The 16,342-nt window shown below is 60.7% G+C and carries 14 protein-coding genes; 10 read left to right on the top strand and 4 right to left on the bottom strand.

The annotated features are described in order from the left end of the window. Window positions 1-9: 9 nt before the first annotated feature. Together AEP_RS12210 and AEP_RS12205 are read right to left on the bottom strand one after the other, a co-directional pair. Entirely contained in the window at window positions 10-225 is a 216-nt protein-coding gene (locus AEP_RS12210; RefSeq protein WP_087495629.1) for a TOBE domain-containing protein, read from the bottom strand. 80 nt (window positions 226-305) lie between these two features. After that, window positions 306-1,358 carry a sulfate ABC transporter substrate-binding protein gene (locus tag AEP_RS12205; RefSeq protein WP_087495628.1) on the bottom strand — a complete coding sequence of 351 codons (1,053 nt, stop codon included), beginning with the start codon at window positions 1,356-1,358 and terminating at the stop codon, window positions 306-308. A 381-nt stretch (window positions 1,359-1,739) separates the two neighbouring features. Here AEP_RS12205 and AEP_RS12200 point away from each other — a divergent pair, with 381 nt between their 5' ends. The 7 genes from AEP_RS12200 to AEP_RS12170 all read left to right on the top strand — a co-directional run bounded on the left by AEP_RS12200 (window position 1,740) and on the right by AEP_RS12170 (window position 9,160). Then, the gene (locus AEP_RS12200) at window positions 1,740-3,047 is read left to right on the top strand and encodes an ABC transporter substrate-binding protein (protein ID WP_087495627.1); all 1,308 of its coding nucleotides are present in this window, start codon (window positions 1,740-1,742) and stop codon (window positions 3,045-3,047) included. A 120-nt stretch (window positions 3,048-3,167) separates the two neighbouring features. Further along, on the top strand, window positions 3,168-4,028 hold the full coding sequence (locus tag AEP_RS12195) for a carbohydrate ABC transporter permease (RefSeq protein ID WP_087495626.1): 861 nt from the start codon (window positions 3,168-3,170) through the stop codon (window positions 4,026-4,028). A gap of 7 nt (window positions 4,029-4,035) precedes the next feature. After that, window positions 4,036-4,866 carry a carbohydrate ABC transporter permease gene (locus AEP_RS12190; protein WP_087495625.1) on the top strand — a complete coding sequence of 277 codons (831 nt, stop codon included), beginning with the start codon at window positions 4,036-4,038 and terminating at the stop codon, window positions 4,864-4,866. A 26-nt stretch (window positions 4,867-4,892) separates the two neighbouring features. Continuing rightward, entirely contained in the window at window positions 4,893-5,936 is a 1,044-nt protein-coding gene (locus AEP_RS12185) for an ABC transporter ATP-binding protein (RefSeq protein ID WP_087495624.1), read from the top strand. Window positions 5,937-5,947: 11 nt separating this feature from the next. Further along, window positions 5,948-6,688: an SDR family oxidoreductase gene (locus AEP_RS12180; RefSeq protein WP_087497316.1), complete on the top strand. Its 741-nt coding sequence runs from the start codon at window positions 5,948-5,950 to the stop codon at window positions 6,686-6,688. Between the two features lie 44 nt (window positions 6,689-6,732). Next, window positions 6,733-8,133, top strand: a complete 1,401-nt coding sequence (gene dalD / locus AEP_RS12175; protein WP_087495623.1) for a D-arabinitol 4-dehydrogenase — start codon at window positions 6,733-6,735, stop codon at window positions 8,131-8,133. 58 nt (window positions 8,134-8,191) lie between these two features. Then, window positions 8,192-9,160: an AraC family transcriptional regulator gene (locus AEP_RS12170; RefSeq protein ID WP_232459819.1), complete on the top strand. Its 969-nt coding sequence runs from the start codon at window positions 8,192-8,194 to the stop codon at window positions 9,158-9,160. Between the two features lie 17 nt (window positions 9,161-9,177). Here AEP_RS12170 and AEP_RS12165 read toward each other — a convergent pair whose 3' ends face one another. Beyond that, on the bottom strand, window positions 9,178-9,969 hold the full coding sequence (locus tag AEP_RS12165) for an AraC family transcriptional regulator (RefSeq protein ID WP_087495622.1): 792 nt from the start codon (window positions 9,967-9,969) through the stop codon (window positions 9,178-9,180). Between the two features lie 95 nt (window positions 9,970-10,064). Between AEP_RS12165 and AEP_RS12160 the strand changes: the two genes are divergently transcribed. From AEP_RS12160 to AEP_RS12150, 3 genes are all read left to right on the top strand, one after another. Then, window positions 10,065-10,994 (top strand): DMT family transporter, encoded by a 930-nt coding sequence (locus AEP_RS12160; protein ID WP_087495621.1) that lies wholly within the window; start codon window positions 10,065-10,067, stop codon window positions 10,992-10,994. A gap of 229 nt (window positions 10,995-11,223) precedes the next feature. Next, window positions 11,224-12,504 (top strand): efflux RND transporter periplasmic adaptor subunit, encoded by a 1,281-nt coding sequence (locus tag AEP_RS12155; protein WP_087495620.1) that lies wholly within the window; start codon window positions 11,224-11,226, stop codon window positions 12,502-12,504. After that, the gene (locus tag AEP_RS12150; protein WP_087495619.1) at window positions 12,501-15,590 is read left to right on the top strand and encodes an efflux RND transporter permease subunit; all 3,090 of its coding nucleotides are present in this window, start codon (window positions 12,501-12,503) and stop codon (window positions 15,588-15,590) included. The genes AEP_RS12155 and AEP_RS12150 overlap by 4 nt, the downstream gene beginning before the upstream one ends. Here AEP_RS12150 and AEP_RS12145 read toward each other — a convergent pair. Beyond that, window positions 15,587-16,336 (bottom strand): TerC family protein, encoded by a 750-nt coding sequence (locus tag AEP_RS12145; protein WP_087495618.1) that lies wholly within the window; start codon window positions 16,334-16,336, stop codon window positions 15,587-15,589. The genes AEP_RS12150 and AEP_RS12145 overlap by 4 nt on opposite strands. Window positions 16,337-16,342 lie beyond the last annotated feature (6 nt).

Raw genomic sequence — 16,342 nt, 5'->3', positions numbered from 1 at the left:
TGCGGGCGATCAGAGTTTGGCGATAGACACTTCGGTGGACTTCACCAGCGCGACCACGTCTGAACCGATGGCGAGTTGCAGGTCGTCCACAGAGCGCGTGGTGATGACAGAAGTGACGATGCCCCAAGGGGTTTCGACGTCGATTTCCGAGACCACGTCGCCGCGGATGATTTCACGTACCTTGCCTTTGAATTGGTTGCGTACGTTGATGGCTTGAATGGACATGGCAGTTTTCTCTTGATGTTAATTGCTATTTTTTTCATAGCTGCTAGCACAGATTAGATGGGCGCTAGCAGCCAATTTGATTACTTTTTGGTGTAGATTTGGTCAAAGGTGGCGCCATCGGCAAAGTGCTCCTTATCGGCTTTTTCCCAGCCACCGAAGGCTTCTTCAATGGTGAAGGTTTTGAGCGGTTGGAACTGCTTGGCGTATTTGGCTTTGGCCTTTTCGGAGATTACGGGGCGGTAGAAGTTCTTGCCCGCGATGTCCTGGCCTTCTTCGCTGTACAGGTACTTCAGGTACTCCTCGGCCACGGCACGGGTGCCCTTCTTGTCCACGTTTTTGTCGACCACGGCGACGGCAGGCTCAGCCAGGATGGACAAGGGGGGAGCGATCACGTCGAACTTGGCGCCGAATTCTTTTTCCAGTAGATACGCCTCGTTTTCCCAGGCGATCAGCACGTCGCCCTGATTGCGTTGGGCGAAGGTGATGGTGGAGCCGCGTGCGCCGGTGTCCAGAATGGGCACATTGCCGTACAGCTTGGCGACGAACTCTTTGGCCTTGGCGTCGCTACCGTATTTGCGCTTGGCAAATTCCCAGGCGGCCAGGTAGTTCCAGCGTGCGCCACCCGAGGTCTTGGGGTTGGGGGTAATGACTTTGATGTCAGGGCGGATCAGGTCATCCCAATCTTTGATCTTCTTGGGGTTGCCCTCACGCACGGCCAGCACGATGGTGGAGGCATACGGTGTGGAGTTGTGGGGCAGGCGCTTTTGCCAGTCTTTGTTGATCCAGCCGCCGTTCTTGGCGATGGCGTCGGTGTCGCCGGCCAGGGCGAGGGTCACCACGTCAGCGTCCAGCCCGTCGATCACGGAGCGGGCCTGCTTGCCCGAGCCGCCATGGCTTTGTTTGATGGTCACGTCCTGGCCGGTTTTGGCCTTCCAGTACTTGGCAAACGCGGCGTTGAATTCCACGTACAGCTCGCGGGTCGGGTCGTACGACACGTTGAGCAGGGTGATGCTTTGTTGCGCAAGGGCCTGGCCGGCAGAGGCTGCAAGGGCGCCAGCGAGTACCAGCGTACCGAAGCCGCGGCGGGAGAGGGAGGCGTTGTGAGACGCGGTGGCAATAGATGCAAAGGGCATATCAACTCCAGAAATCAACGCGTTAATGCGATAAAGGTGATTCTGAAAGCCCTTCGTTAAAACTGGAACAACGGAATTTTCAGTTCTAAATAACCAAATCATCCGAAGAAGCCCAAGATCGATCGTGTTTGCCGGTCAGCGAACCGCTTGCGCGCTCAGAGGGACTGACCGGACTTCTCTGGCCAAACTTTGCAAAAATTTCCGAAGATCAATACGTTATCGCATCTGTGTGGGAAAACCCTAGTCCCATGGCGCATCAAAATACACGCAATCGTCCCGAAAGTATCAACCCCGCTAGGTGGCGACTTCTACTATTCAGCCCTGTCGATGCACGGTTGGCATTGGCTGAACACCACGAAATTAACAACAGGAGACAGTTTCATGAAACTCAAAGCATCTCTGGCTTTGGCCTTCGGTTTGATGGCAGGCGCGTCTTTCGCCGCTGACACCGAGCTGGTTATCGCCACCGTGAACAACGGCCATATGATCGAAATGCAGAAGCTCAGCAAGAACTTCGAGCAGGCCAACCCCGATATCAAGCTCAAGTGGGTGACCCTGGAAGAAGGCGTGCTGCGCCAGCGCGTGACCACCGACATCGCCACCAAAGGCGGCCAGTTTGATGTGATGACCATCGGCATGTACGAAACCCCGATCTGGGGCAAAAAAGGTTGGCTGCAGGAACTGAAGACGGATGCCAAGTACGACGCCGACGACATCCTGCCCGCCATGCGCAATGGTTTGTCAGTGGACGGCAAGATGTTTGCGGTGCCTTTCTACGGTGAATCCTCCATGCTGATGTACCGCAAGGACCTGGCTGACAAGGCTGGCATCAAAGTGGCCGACAAGCCCACATGGACCGACATCAAGGCCCTGGCTGCCAAGATCCATGACCCCAAGAACGGCGTGTACGGCATCTGCCTGCGCGGCAAGCCGGGCTGGGGTGACAACATGGCCTTCCTGAGCACCTTGGTGAACACCAACGGCGGCCAGTGGTTTGACATGCAGTGGAAGCCCCAGCTGGAAAGCAAGCCCTGGAAGGACTCCATCAACTTCTACGTGGACCTGCTGAAGAACTACGGTCCTCCCGGCTCTTCTGCCAACAGCTTCAACGAAATCCTGGCGCTGTACAACGAAGGCAAGTGCGGCATGTGGATCGACGCGACCATTGCAGCGTCTTTCATTACCGACCCCAAGCAGTCCAAGGTGGCTGACAAGGTGGCATTTGCACAAGCACCAACCGCTGTGACTCCCAAGGGTGCCAACTGGTTGTGGGCATGGGCACTGGCCATTCCATCGGGCTCCAAGAAAGTGGACGCAGCGAGCAAGTTTGTGACCTGGGCAACCTCCAAGGAATACATCGAGCTGGTGGCCAAGACCAACGGCTGGGCCCACGTGCCTACCGGTACCCGCAAGAGCACCTACGCCAACCCTGAGTTCCAGAAGGCTGCCAAGTTCGCAGCTGCTGAAAAAGCAGCCATCGACTCTGCCAACCCGAACGACAGCACCTTGCCCAAGAGCCCGTATGTCGGCGTGCAGTTTGCAGCGATTCCTGAGTTCCAGGCCATCGGCGCCACCGTGGGTCAGGAAATGAGTGCAGCACTGGCCGGCAAGAAGTCGGTAGACGCAGCCTTGAAGGCCTCTCAAGTCGCAGCAGAGCGCGAAATGAAGAAGGCCGGCTACTACAAGTAAGCATCTCTCCCGGTAGGTTGACTTCAGGCGCGCGGGGGAACCTGCGCGCCCTTTTATGTCACGTTTTCCGCCGCACTCCATGCCCCAGCGGGCCGGCGACGCTAAGTGAGAGACATCTTCATGAACCGATTTATTCCCCGCGCCCTAATGGCGCCGGCAGTGATCACCCTCTTCTTGTGGATGATCGTGCCCTTGGTGATGACCATTTACTTCTCGGTCATCCGCTACAACCTGATGCAGCCCGACCAGAGCGGCTTTATCGGACTGGAAAACTTCGAATACTTCGTGACCGACCCTTCGTTCGGCACGGCAGTGATGAACACTCTGCTGCTGCTGGGCAGCGTGATTCTGATCACGGTAGTGTTGGGTACTTTGATTGCGCTGTTGATCGACGAGCCTTTTCCCGGCCGTGGTCTGGTGCGCATCCTGCTGATTTCTCCGTTCTTCGTCATGCCCACCGTGAATGCCTTGCTGTGGAAGCACATGATGATGAACCCCATCTACGGCGTGCTGGCGCAGGTATGGATCTTCTTCGGCGGCACCCCGGTGGACTGGCTGACCGACTTCCCGCTGTTCAGCGTGATCATCATCGTGTCCTGGCAGTGGCTGCCATTTGCGACGCTCATTTTCATTACATCCTTGCAGAGCATGAACCGCGAGCAGTTGGAAGCCTCCCGCATGGACGGCGCCAATTACCTGCAGCAACTGCGCTACCTCTACCTGCCCCACATGGCCCGCTCGGTGGCGGTGGTGGTGATGATCGAAATGATCTTCCTGCTCAGCGTGTTTGCCGAGATCTACACCACCACCGGTGGTGGCCCGGGCGATGCGAGCACCAACGTGGCCTTCCTGATTTTCAAGCAGGCGCTACTGAATTTCGATGCCGGTGTGGCTTCCGCGGGCGCGCTGTTCGCCGTGGTGCTGGCCAATATCGCCGCCGTCTTCCTGATCCGCATGGTCGGCAAGAACCTGGACAAGTGAGCTGCACATGACACAACCCAAATCTTTCCCCTGGCTGCATTGGCTGCGCACGCTGGTTGCGTGGCTGGTGACTCTGGTGCTGTTCTTCCCGCTGGGCTGGCTGGTACTCACTGCCTTCAAGACCGAGCTGCAAGCCATCTCGGTGCCGCCCCTGATGTTCTTCACCCCCACGTTGGAGAACTTCCAGATCGTGCAAGAGCGTAGCGACTACATGCTCTACGCCAAGAACTCGCTCATCACCAGTGTGGCGTCCACCATTCTGGGCTTGATGTTGGCGTTTCCCGCCGCGTACGCCATGGCCTTCTTCAAAGGCAAGTACACCAAGGACATCCTGATGTGGATGCTCTCCACCAAGATGATGCCCGCTGTGGGCGCCCTGGTGCCGGTGTATGTGATGGCACAAACCAGCGGCTTGCTGGACACCCGCACCGGACTCGTGATCGTGTTCACCTTGTCCAACCTGCCCATCATGGTGTGGATGCTGTATTCCTACCTGAAGGAGATCCCGAACGAGATTCTGGAAGCCTCCCGCATGGACGGAGCCACGTTGTGGAGCGAGTTCCGCTACGTGCTGTTGCCCCTCACCATGGGCGGTCTGGCCTCTACCGGTTTGCTGACCCTGGTCCTGAGCTGGAACGAGGCCTTCTGGTCCCTGAACCTGAGTGCCGCCAAGGCCGGCACGCTGGCCACGCTGATTGCCAGCTACTCCAGCCCGGAGGGCCTGTTCTGGGCCAAGTTGTCCGCCGCGTCCTTCATGGCGATTGGCCCCATCGTGGTCTTCGGCTGGTTCAGCCAGAAGCAATTGGTCCAAGGCCTGACCTTCGGCGCCGTCAAGTAACAAATAAAGATCAGGAGACTTCTTTCATGTCTTACCTCCAACTCAGCGGCGTTGAAAAGCTGTTCGGTGAACACCGTGTTATCAAGGGCATTGACCTGGCCATCAAGCAGGGCGAATTTGTGGTGTTCGTGGGCCCGTCCGGCTGCGGCAAGTCCACGCTCTTGCGCCTGATTGCCGGTCTGGAAACCATCGACGGCGGCAGCTTGCAGCTCGACGGCCGCGACATCACCCACCAGCCTTCCAGCAAGCGCGACCTGGCCATGGTGTTCCAGAGCTACGCGCTCTACCCGCACATGAGCGTGTTCGAGAACATGAGCTTTGCCCTGAAGCTGGCGAATGTGGACCCCGCCATCATCAAAGACAAGGTGGACCGCGCCGCCAAGATCCTGAACCTGACCAACTACCTGCAGCGCACACCGAAAGAGTTGTCGGGCGGGCAGCGCCAGCGTGTGGCGATCGGCCGGGCCATCGTGCGGGCCCCCAAAGTATTTTTGTTTGACGAGCCGCTCTCCAATCTGGATGCTGCCCTGCGCGGCCAGACGCGTATCGAGATTGCCAAGCTGCACCGCGACCTGGGCGCCACCACCATTTACGTGACGCACGATCAGGTGGAAGCCATGACCTTGGCCGACCGCGTGGTGGTGCTGCGCGACGGCAACATCGAGCAAGTTGGCACGCCGCTGGAGCTGTACGACCGCCCGGCCAACCAGTTTGTGGCCCAGTTCATCGGCACTCCCCAAATGAACGTGGTCGAAGCCGCCAAGCTGCCCTCGGTGACCACCGTGGCCGGTGTGCAAGTGCCCGCGCTGGGTTCCATAGGCTTGCGGCCTGAAAGCATCACGCTGGTGCAAGCCGGCCAGGGCGCTGTGCAAGCCAAGGTAGAGCTGATCGAGGCTCTTGGCGCAGAGACACTGATCTACGTGACCACCCAGAGTGGCGCCCAATTGGTGGCCCGCTTGAACACCCGCACCGAATTACATGTGGGCGCTGACGTAGGCGTGCACATCGATGCCGATGCCGCCCACCTGTTCGATGCCAACGGCCGTGTCGTGGCTGCGAGCGCACTTTGATGTCCGCCCTCATGACCTCTCAATCACAGCAACCTCTGCAAGGTCAGGTGGCCGCGGTTACCGGTGCCGCATCAGGCATCGGTTTCGCCAGCGCGAGCGCCATGGTGCAAGCCGGTGCCCGCGTGGTGCTGATTGACCGTGATCGCACCGCTTTGGACAAAGCCTGCGCCACCTTGGGCTCCCAAGCGGTGCCCCTGGTACTTGACCTGCTGGACCGCGACCAGTGCGCCAGCCTGCTCACCCAAGTGCTGGCCTTGGAAGGGCGTTTGGATGTGTTCCACGCCAACGCCGGCCTGTATGTGGGTGGCGATCTGGTGGACAGTGATCCGGACGCCATCGACCGCATGCTCAACTTGAACATCAATGTGGTGATGAAGAACGTGCACAACGTGTTGCCGCACATGATCGCGCGGGGCTCAGGCGACATCATCGTGACCAGCTCATTGGCAGCGCACTTTCCTACCCCCTGGGAGCCCGTGTATGCATCGTCCAAGTGGGCTATTGACTGCTTTGTGCAGACGGTGCGCCGCCAGGTGTTCAAGCACGGCCTGCGCGTCGGCTCGATTTCCCCGGGGCCGGTTATTACCTCCTTGCTGGCCGATTGGCCCGCCGACAAGCTGGCAGAGGCCAAGGCCAAAGGCAGCCTGCTTGAAGCCTCGGAAGTCGCTGACGTGGTGATCTTCATGCTGACCCGCCCGCGCGGCATGACCATCCGCGACGTGGTGATGATGCCCACCCAGTTTGATCTTTAAGCGATTTCCCAGCGAACCCTGATCCACTTTTTTCACGCCTGACCATGACCACGATTCTTCACCTCGGACTGGGCTCGTTCCACCGCGCACACCAGGCGCTTTACATCCACGAACTGCGACAGCGCGGCGATACCGAATGGTCCATCACCGGCGGCAATCTGCGCCCGGACATGCTGGCCACCATGGAGGCCCTGCAGGCCCAAGGTGGCGCGTACACGCTGGAAACCGTGACACCCCAGGGCGAGCGCAGCTACACGCGCATTGAGTCGATCCAGAAAGTCATTCCTTATCAGGATGACCTGGCCCCGCTGATTACAGCAGGCGCTGAGGCCGCCACCCGCATCATCTCGTTCACGGTGACCGAAGCCGGCTACTACCTGGACGCGAAAAACCAGCTGGACTGGGCCACCTTTGCTGACCTGCGGGCTGACATGGAGGCGGTAAAGGCAGGCCGCGCCGGCCACACTATTTACGGCGGCTTGGTCAGCATCTTGCGGGCCCGCATGCGCAGCGGCTCCGGTGCGGTGACCCTGATGAACTGCGACAACCTCCGCCACAACGGCGAGCGTTCGCGCGCTGGCTTGCTGCAGTTCGTAGATGCGTTGGGCGACACCGCGCTCAAGGCATGGGTAGAGCAGAACACCAGCAGCCCTAATGCCATGGTGGACCGCATCACCCCGCGGCCCACGCCGGATGTGGCCGAGCGCGTGAAGGCCGCTACCGGCTGGGACGATCAAGCCGCCATCATGGGGGAGAGCTTTATCCAGTGGGTGATTGAAGACAACTTCATTGCCGGCCGCCCTGCCTGGGAGCAGGTGGGCGTGGAGATGGTGCAGTCGGTTGACGCCTTTGAGGAAGCCAAGATTCGGCTGCTGAATGCCACCCACAGCTGCATCGCCTGGGCCGGCACCCTGGTGGGCTACCAGTACATCCACGAAGGCACGCATGACTCCGTCATCCGCCGCTTTGCCTATGACTACGTGACGGACGACACCATTCCCGTGCTGGATACCCCCGAAAAGCCCAGTCCGCTGGACCTGCGCGCCTACCGCGACGTGGTGCTGGATCGCTTCGGCAACCCTGCCATTTGCGACACCAACCAGCGCGTGGCCATGGACGGCTATTCCAAGATTCCAGGGTTCATTGCGCCCACCATTCGCGAGCGTCTGGCCCGGGGTGAATCCATCTCGAGCGTGGCCATGTTGCCTGCACTGTTTCTGGCTTACCTGCAGCGCTGGCACCGGGGTGAGATTGCCTACACCTACCAGGACCAGGCCATGGATCCGGCTGCAGCGCACGCTATGTGCGAATCTGCCGACCCGGTCGCTGCCTTTGCGGCAGACACTGTGCTATGGGGGGCACTGGCTTCGCACCCGCAGCTGGTAGGCGCCTTGCGGGTGGCGCACGAGCGGGTAGGCCTGTTTGTGAAGAACCACCTGGGCTGAACGCCCGGAGCGAATGCTGGTAATGTGATGTGCTGACGTTTTTCTAAGGGAAGTTGCCATGGTCGCTACCCACGCATTGATCTCGCCCATGAGTGCACAGGCCGCCGGCCGCCGCAAGGCGCCGGAGCTGGAGGCCGACTACAACCGCAACCCGTCGCTGGGCTATGAGCCTACCGACGAGGTCGGCTTCATCCGTTGCCTGGACCACGGCTACCCCACGCCGCTGGCGCGCTGGCATTGCCATGACGAGTACGAACTTCACTTGATCACCGCCACCACGGGCAAGGCCTTTGTGGGCGATTGGATAGGCCCGTTTGCGGCCGGCCAGTTGGTTCTGTGCGGCCCACGACTGCCCCACAACTGGATTTCGCTGGATGTGCCGGAAGAGGGCGTCGCGCGGCGGGACTTGGTGATCCAGTTCCGCCACGAGCCGCTGGAGCTGGCCTGCAAGGCGATTCCTGAGTTTCAGGAAATCATGCCTTTGTTGGAGCGTGCACGCCACGGCATCGAATTCTTTGGTTGGGCAGACAAGGCGGAGCCGCATTGGCAGGCCGTCAAGAGTGCGCGCGGGCTGAAACGCTTGGCCGCTTTCTGCCAGTTCATGACGGACCTGGCCCGTTGGGGCGATTACCGTCTGCTGTCCAACGTGCAAATGCGGGGCGTGGAAAACGACACCGAGTTGGATCAGATCAACACCATCGTCAACCGCATTACCGAGAACCCGTCGCATTCCCAGTCGGCGGCCGAGGTGGCAGCCGAATTGGCCATGAGCGAGAGCCGGTTTTCGCGTTTCTTCCGCAGGGCTACCGGCAATACCTATACCGACTTTGTGAACCGGGTGCGCATCAACCGCGCCTGCCAGTTGCTGATGACCTCGGACCGCTACGTCACCAACATCTGCTACGACGTGGGCTTTAACAACGTGGCCAATTTCAACCGACGCTTTCTGGAACTCAAGGGTATGACTCCATCCGAATTCCGCAAGCAAGCGGAAAGCCGCTTCGGCGGTGCCCCTGTGAGTGCCTGAGCCAGGCGATACGGGTCTTAGCCAAGAGCGGCTTTGCGCAGTTCGTCCGGCGTGCTGCCGGTGAGCTTTTTGAACATGGTGATGAAAGCGGACGCACTGCTGTAACCCAAGTCCAGCGCAATCGTCTCCACCGTTTGGCCCGCTTCCAGCAGGGGCATGGCTCGCACCACCCGCAGGCGCTGGCGCCACTCGGCAAACGTCATCCCCAGATCCCGCTGGCAGCGGCGCATCAGGGTGCGCTCCGTGGTGTGCACCGCCCGGGCCAGTTCGGGCAAGGAGCGGTTATCGCCCGGCTGTGCCTCCAGCATGCGCAATACCGCACCCAGCGCAGGGTCTTCAGAGCCGGGCAGATAGCTGCCGGCGCGGGGTGCCACCACCAGCTGGTCCAGCAGGACCTTGAGCAGTCGCATTTCAGCGCCTCCCGCAGGAATGCCTGCGGGCTGCAAGCGCAAATGTTCCAGCATGGCCCGCACCAGCGGGCTCACCGTGAGGGCGCACGGCTCGGCAGGCAATTGGTGGCACAGGGGCGTGGAAACATACAAAGAGCAATGGTGTGCGGCCTTGCGGTTCAGACCTACGTGCTCCAGATGCGGTGGCAGCCAGATGCCGTACTGGGGCGGCGCCAAGTAGTGGTGCCCCAGTACTTTGACCTCCATGACACCGCTGAAGGAATACACAAACTCGCCCCACGCGTGTTGGTGCTCGGGGTAGAGCCCGTGGTCCGGCACATAGGCGCTGCGGAACATCACGGGCGCCGGCAGGGTGGGACTGGAGAGGGGCACCTCCAGTTTGGGACGCAGGATGGGCATGCTTGTCGGCTATCGCGTATGGCTTGTCTGTTTTTCACTATATCAAGGAAAGCCGTCAGTTCAATAATGGTTGCATTCAATCAATTCGGGGTGTTATGGATACGCGCAAGGCAATCGATGGGCAGGCCATCGTGGTGATGGTGGTGCTGTGTGCCACCTGGGGCATGCAGCAGGTGGCCCTGAAAGCCACGGCGCAAGACATGGCACCGGCCATGCAGATCGGCCTGCGCTCCGGCATTGCCGCGTGTCTGGTGGCTTTGGTCATGCACTTTCGGGGCGAGCGCATGTCCCTGCGCGACGGTACCCTTTGGCCGGGGTTGGCCGTAGGCGTGTTGTTTGCCCTGGAGTTTTTGTTGGTGGCAGAGGGTCTGCGCCACACCAGTGCATCGCACATGGTGGTGTTTCTGTATACCGCGCCCATCTTCGCGGCGTTGGGCTTGCACTGGCGCCTGCCAGCAGAGCGTCTGGGCCTATTGCAGTGGTCGGGCATTGCCTTGGCGTTCTCCGGCATCGCCATGACTTTTTTGGGGCGCGGTCAGGCTGGCGCGTCGGATGCCACGTCCATTCTGTGGGGTGACTTTCTGGGCGTGCTGGCGGCCATCTCTTGGGCGGCGACGACCGTGGTGGTGCGTTGTTCCGTGTTGTCCACGGCTGCGCCTGCCAAAACCTTGCAGTACCAGCTGGTCATGGCCTGTGTGCTCTTGCTCGCCGGCGCCGTGGTGACCGGCCAGAGCCATGTGAACTGGACACCCACGGTCTGGGCGAGCTTGGCCTTTCACGGGATCATCGTGTCCTTTGCCAGCTTTCTGGCCTGGTTCTGGATGTTGCGCACCTACCTGGCATCCCGCCTGGGCGTGTTCTCGTTCATGACGCCCTTGTTCGGCATGCTCTTCGGTGCCTGGTTGTTGGGCGAGCCCATTGAAGCCGGTTTCCTCATCGGTGCCATTCCGGTGTTGGCGGGCATCGTGCTGGTGAGCGCAGGCCCCTGGTTGGGGCAGATGTTCAAAAAACCGAAAGCGACATAGGCGCGCTAATCGCGCGGCAGGGCGAGGGAAAACCTGTCTTGGTTCTGCCATGGAGAGCCGGTAGACTTGTCTGACCTCTTAAGTCAGATAACTTTACAGACGCTTTGCACGGCAGTCGGGATTGACGCAGTCAATTCACGCTCGTGCGGCCTATCATTAAAAATGAGGGCCAAACGCACGCGTTTGTGCTGCTTTCTTCCCATTATTGCCACCTGTCGTTGCTCCGCCCATGAACCTTTACCGTGCCAAAGTCGTGCTGGCTTGTTCAGCCTTGCCCTTATTCATGCTGGGTTGCTCCGGCAAAACGGATACCGCGCCGGCTGCTGCCGCTTCGGGTGCCGCCACTCCCGCGGCTACACCGGCCAGCGGCGCTGCCAGTGCTCCGGCCGGCGGACCTGCCTCGGTGTCCACTGTGAAGGCGCAAAAGAAAGACCTGAACGTCACACTCAAAGCCACCGGCACCGTGGTGCCCCTGAATGTGGTGGATGTGCGCACCCAAGTCAGCAGCACCATCAAGGCGGTGCATTTCAAGGAAGGCCAGTTCATCAAGGCCGGCCAGTTGCTGTTCACGCTGGATGCACGGACTGACGAAGCCAATGTGGCCAAGGCCGCCGCGCAGCTGGCCAAAGACAACGTGTCGCTGGCGGATGCCAAGCGCCAGTTTGAGCGTGCCAAGCAGTTGTTTGCCCAGAATTTCATTTCCCAAGGCTCGGTAGATACGGCGCAAGCGCTGGTGGACAGCGTGAACGCCACGGTCAACGCCGACCAGGCCGCGCTGGATGCCGCCAAGGTGGCTTTGTCCTACTCCCGCATCGTGGCGCCTGCCTCAGGGCGTGCCGGTGCCGTCAATGTGTTCGTGGGCAGTGCCGTGCAAGCCAACGTGACCAGCCTGGTCACCATCACCCAGCTGGACCCGGTGGGTATCCAGTTCAGCATTCCACAGCGCAACCTCAGTGATGCCTTGGTGGCCTTGAAAGACGGTGCATCCGTGAAGGCCACGCTGGCCGATGGCGGCGGAACTTTCAAAGGCAAGCTGCAGTTTGTAGACAGCGCGGTGGATGCCAGTTCGGGTGCTGTGAAGGCCAAGGCCGTGTTCCCCAACAAGGACAACAAGCTCTGGCCCGGTGCCTTTGCCGAAGTGCAGCAGACCGTCACCACCATTTCCGATGCGGTGGTCATTCCGCTGGCGGCCATCGTCCAAGGCGCACGCGGCACCATCGTCTACGTCGTGGAAGACGGCAAGGCCGTGCTCAAGCCCATCAAGCTGGTGTACTCCGAAGCGGGTGAAGCCGCGGTCACCGGCATCAAGCCCGGCGACTCGGTGGTGCAGGAAGGCAAACAGAACCTGCGCCCCAACGTGCCTGTGGTGGAGCGTGCCAAGGAAAGCAAAGACGGCAAGGATGCCAAGGGTGGCGCTGATGGCGGCAAAGACAAGCCCAAAGACGGCGAGGCAAAGGCCGGGGAGCCCAAGCCCGCTTCCAGTGATGCAGCAGCGCCCGTGAAGCCATGAGTATTTCCGAACACTTTATCCGCCGTCCGGTGATGACGGTGCTGCTGAACCTGGCCATTGTGATGGCCGGGGTGATCGGTTTCCGCAGCATTCCCGTATCGGCCCTGCCCAGCTACGACACGCCGGTGATCAACGTGTCGGCCGCCTTGCCGGGTGCCAGCCCGGAAACCATGGCCACGTCGGTAGCCTTGCCGCTGGAGAAGCAATTCCAGACCGTGCCCGGACTGAAGACCATCAGCTCCACCAGCACGCTGGGCAGCACATCGCTGACCTTGGAGTTTGAAGAGTCCCGAAACATTGACGCCGCTGCGGTGGACGTGCAGGCCGCCTTGTTGCGCGCCCAGCGCTCCCTGCCCAGCGACATGACCAACCCGCCTTCGTACCGCAAGGTGAACCCTGCGGATGCGCCGGTGTTGCTGGTGGCTCTGCAATCCCCCTCGCTCTCGCCCGCCGAGTTGCAGGACTATGCAGAGCACTTGATCGTGCCCACCTTGTCCACAGTGGATGGTGTGGCCCAGGTCAACGTGTTCGGTGCCAAGCGTTATGCGGTGCGCGTGCGCGTCAAGCCCGATGCACTGGCTGTGCGCAACATCGGCCTGGATGAAATCAGCGCCGCACTAAAGGCGGCCAACGTCAACACCCCTGTGGGTACGCTCGAAGGCCCCAAGCAGACCCTGGTGCTGCAAGCCAACAAGCAGTTGCGCAGCGCGGCGGAGTTCGCGGACCTCATCGTGAGCACCAAAGGCGGCAACCCGGTGCGCTTGCGGGATGTGGCCAATGTGGAAGACAGCCTGGAAACGCTCAAGAGTTGGGCTACCCTGAATGGCGAGCCCTCCATCACTCTGGCGGTACAGCGCCAGCCCGGTGCGAACACCGTGCGCGTGGTGGACTCCATCCGCGCCGCCCTGCCTGGCCTGCAAAGCCAGATGCCAGCGTCCGTGAAGATGACGCCGGTCAACGACCGTTCTCTGTCTGTGCGCGAGGCGCTGCACGATGTGACCCTCACGCTCATCGGCACCATCGCCTTGGTGGTGTTGGTGATCTTCCTGTTCCTGCGCCGCTTTGTGGCGACCGTGATCCCGACCTTGTCGCTACCCGTCTCGCTGATCGGTGCAGTGGCCTTGCTCTGGGGCCTGAACTACAGCCTGGACAACATTTCTCTCTTGGGCCTGACGCTGGCCGTGGGCTTGGTGGTGGACGATGCCATCGTGGTGCTGGAAAACATCATCCGCCACGTCGAGAACGGGGAGAACTCCTTCCAGGCCGCTTTGCGCGGTGCACGCGAAGTGGGCTTCACCATCATCTCGATTTCGGTGTCGTTGATTGCGGTGTTCATCCCGATCTTCTTCATGCCCGGCGTGATCGGCCTCTTGTTCCACGAGTTTGCGGTGGTGGTGGCCTTGTCCATCGTGGTATCGGCCTTTGTGTCTTTGACCCTGGTGCCCATGCTGGCCAGCCGCTTCCTGAAAGACGAAGCCCACATGAAGCCACCAGGCATGGTGGTGCGCAGTTTTGAGCGTGCCTTCAACGCCACTCTGGCTGGTTACACCCGCATGCTGGACCTGGCGCTGGCGCACCGCTATGTGATTCTGGGCGTGGCGATCTCCACTTTTGTGGCTACTGCGTGGCTGTTGCAAGTGATACCCAAAGGCTTCTTCCCGGAAGAAGACATCGGCCAGATCCAGGTGACTACCGAAGCCGCGGAAGACACGTCCTTCCCTGCCATGGTGGCTTTGCAGGAGCGTGCCGCCGAGATCATCCGCAAGGATCCGAACGTCGCGGTGGTCAGCTCCTTCAACGGGGGCAATGGGGCCCAGAACAGTGGACGCATGTTTGTGACCTTGAAGCCCCAGGGCGAGCGTGAACCCATGAAGAAGGTGGTGGAAGGCCTGCGCAAGAAGTTGCGCGGAGTGGCCGGTATCAACGTGTTCATGCGGCCCACCCAGAACTTGCAGCTCGGCGGACGCCAGAGCAAGGCGCAGTACCAGTACATCCTGCAAAGCATCAAGGCCGACGAGCTCAGCACCTGGGCTCAGAAGCTGCAGGAAAAGTTGCGTGCCGACCCGATGTTCCGTGACGTAACCAGCGATTCGCAATTGCGCGGCCTGCAGGCCCAGCTCAAGATCGACCGCGACCGTGCCAACTCTCTAGGCGTGTCGGTGGACAGCATCCGCACGGCCCTGTTCAGCGCCTTCGGAGAGCGCCAGGTCTCCACCATTTACCTTCCGACCGACAGCTACCAGGTCATCATGGAAGTGGCGCCCGAGGCCAAGCAGGACGAAGCGGCCCTCAACAGCATTTATGTGCGCTCCAGCAATGGCAGCTTGGTGCCCATGAGCAGCTTCACCACGGTGGAGCGCGCCGTGGGGCCGACCTCCATCAACCACGTGGGTCAGCTGCAGGCAGTGACGGTCTCCTTCAACCTCGCGCCCGGTGCGGCGCTGGGCGATGCCACGGCCAAGATCGACGCGGCGCGTGAAGCCATCCAGATGCCGGTGTCCATCATCAGCACGTACGGCGGTGACGCCGCGGTGTTCAAAAACTCACAGGGCAGCCAGGCGATTCTGGTTATTGCGGCCTTGCTGGTGATTTATGTGTTGCTGGGCGTGCTGTACGAGAGCTATATCCACCCCATCACGATTCTGGTGGGGCTGCCCTCTGCGGCTACGGGTGCCTTGGCGACCCTGATGATTTTCGATCAGGATTTGACGCTGATTGCCACGATCGGCCTTGTGTTGCTGATCGGTATCGTGAAGAAGAACGCGATCATGATGATCGACTTCGCACTCGATGCCCAGCGCCACCAAGGCATGACGCCGGCCGAGGCTATCCGCGAGGCCTGCATCTTGCGTTTCCGTCCCATCATGATGACCACGCTGGCGGCCTTGATGGGTGCCCTGCCGATTGCCTTGGGCCTGGGTGCGGGCGCCGAGCTGCGTCAGCCGCTGGGCCTGGCGGTGGTGGGTGGCCTGATCTTCTCGCAGGCCATCACCCTCTTCATCACGCCGGTGCTCTACCTGATGCTGGAGCGCTTCAGCGGCACCGGCCCCATAGTGACGCCGGAGAACGCGCAGGTCGAGGTTTAAGAACTCTTCTGGGCCTTGCGCTTGGCGCGGGCCCGGATGTTCAAGGCTTCCACCGCGAGTGAGAACGCCATCGCCGCGTAGATGTAGCCCTTGGGGATTTCCTGGTCAAACGCCTCTGCGGTGAGCGCCATGCCCACCATCACCAGAAATGCCAGCGCCAGCACCTTCACAGAGGGGTGGCGGTCCACAAACTCCCCGATGGGCTTGGCCGCCACCAGCATCACACCGACAGACACCACCACGGCCGCCACCATCACACTGATCTGGTCAACCATGCCCACCGCCGTGATCACCGAGTCCAGCGAAAACACGATGTCGATGATGGCAATCTGCCCGATGATGGACCAGAACAACTTGGCCCCTGCAGCCTTCATGACGGCGTCTTCCGTGGCGGCCGGGGCATGCTCGTCCCGCGCCTCCACTTCCACAAATATCTCGTGGGACGCCTTGTAGAGCAGGAACAGGCCCCCGGCCAGCAGCACCAGATCGCGCCCGCTGAAGCCTTTGCCCGCCACGCTGAACAAGTCCTCGGTAAGGCCCATGACCCAGCTGAGCGAAAACAGGAGCAGCAGGCGCGAGACCATCGCAAAGCCCAGACCCAGTCGACGTGCTTTGTCGCGCAGCTCAGGCGGCAAGCGTCCCACCAGAATCGAGATGAAGATGATGTTGTCAATGCCCAGCACGATTTCTAGTGCGGTCAGCATGGCAAAGGCAATCCAGACATTCGGGTCGCTCAAAAATTCCATGGTCTT

Source organism: Curvibacter sp. AEP1-3 (assembly GCF_002163715.1).
In the GTDB taxonomy this organism is placed as follows: Bacteria; Pseudomonadota; Gammaproteobacteria; order Burkholderiales; family Burkholderiaceae_C; genus Allorhodoferax.
This window is presented reverse-complemented; position numbering and strand designations above follow the sequence as displayed.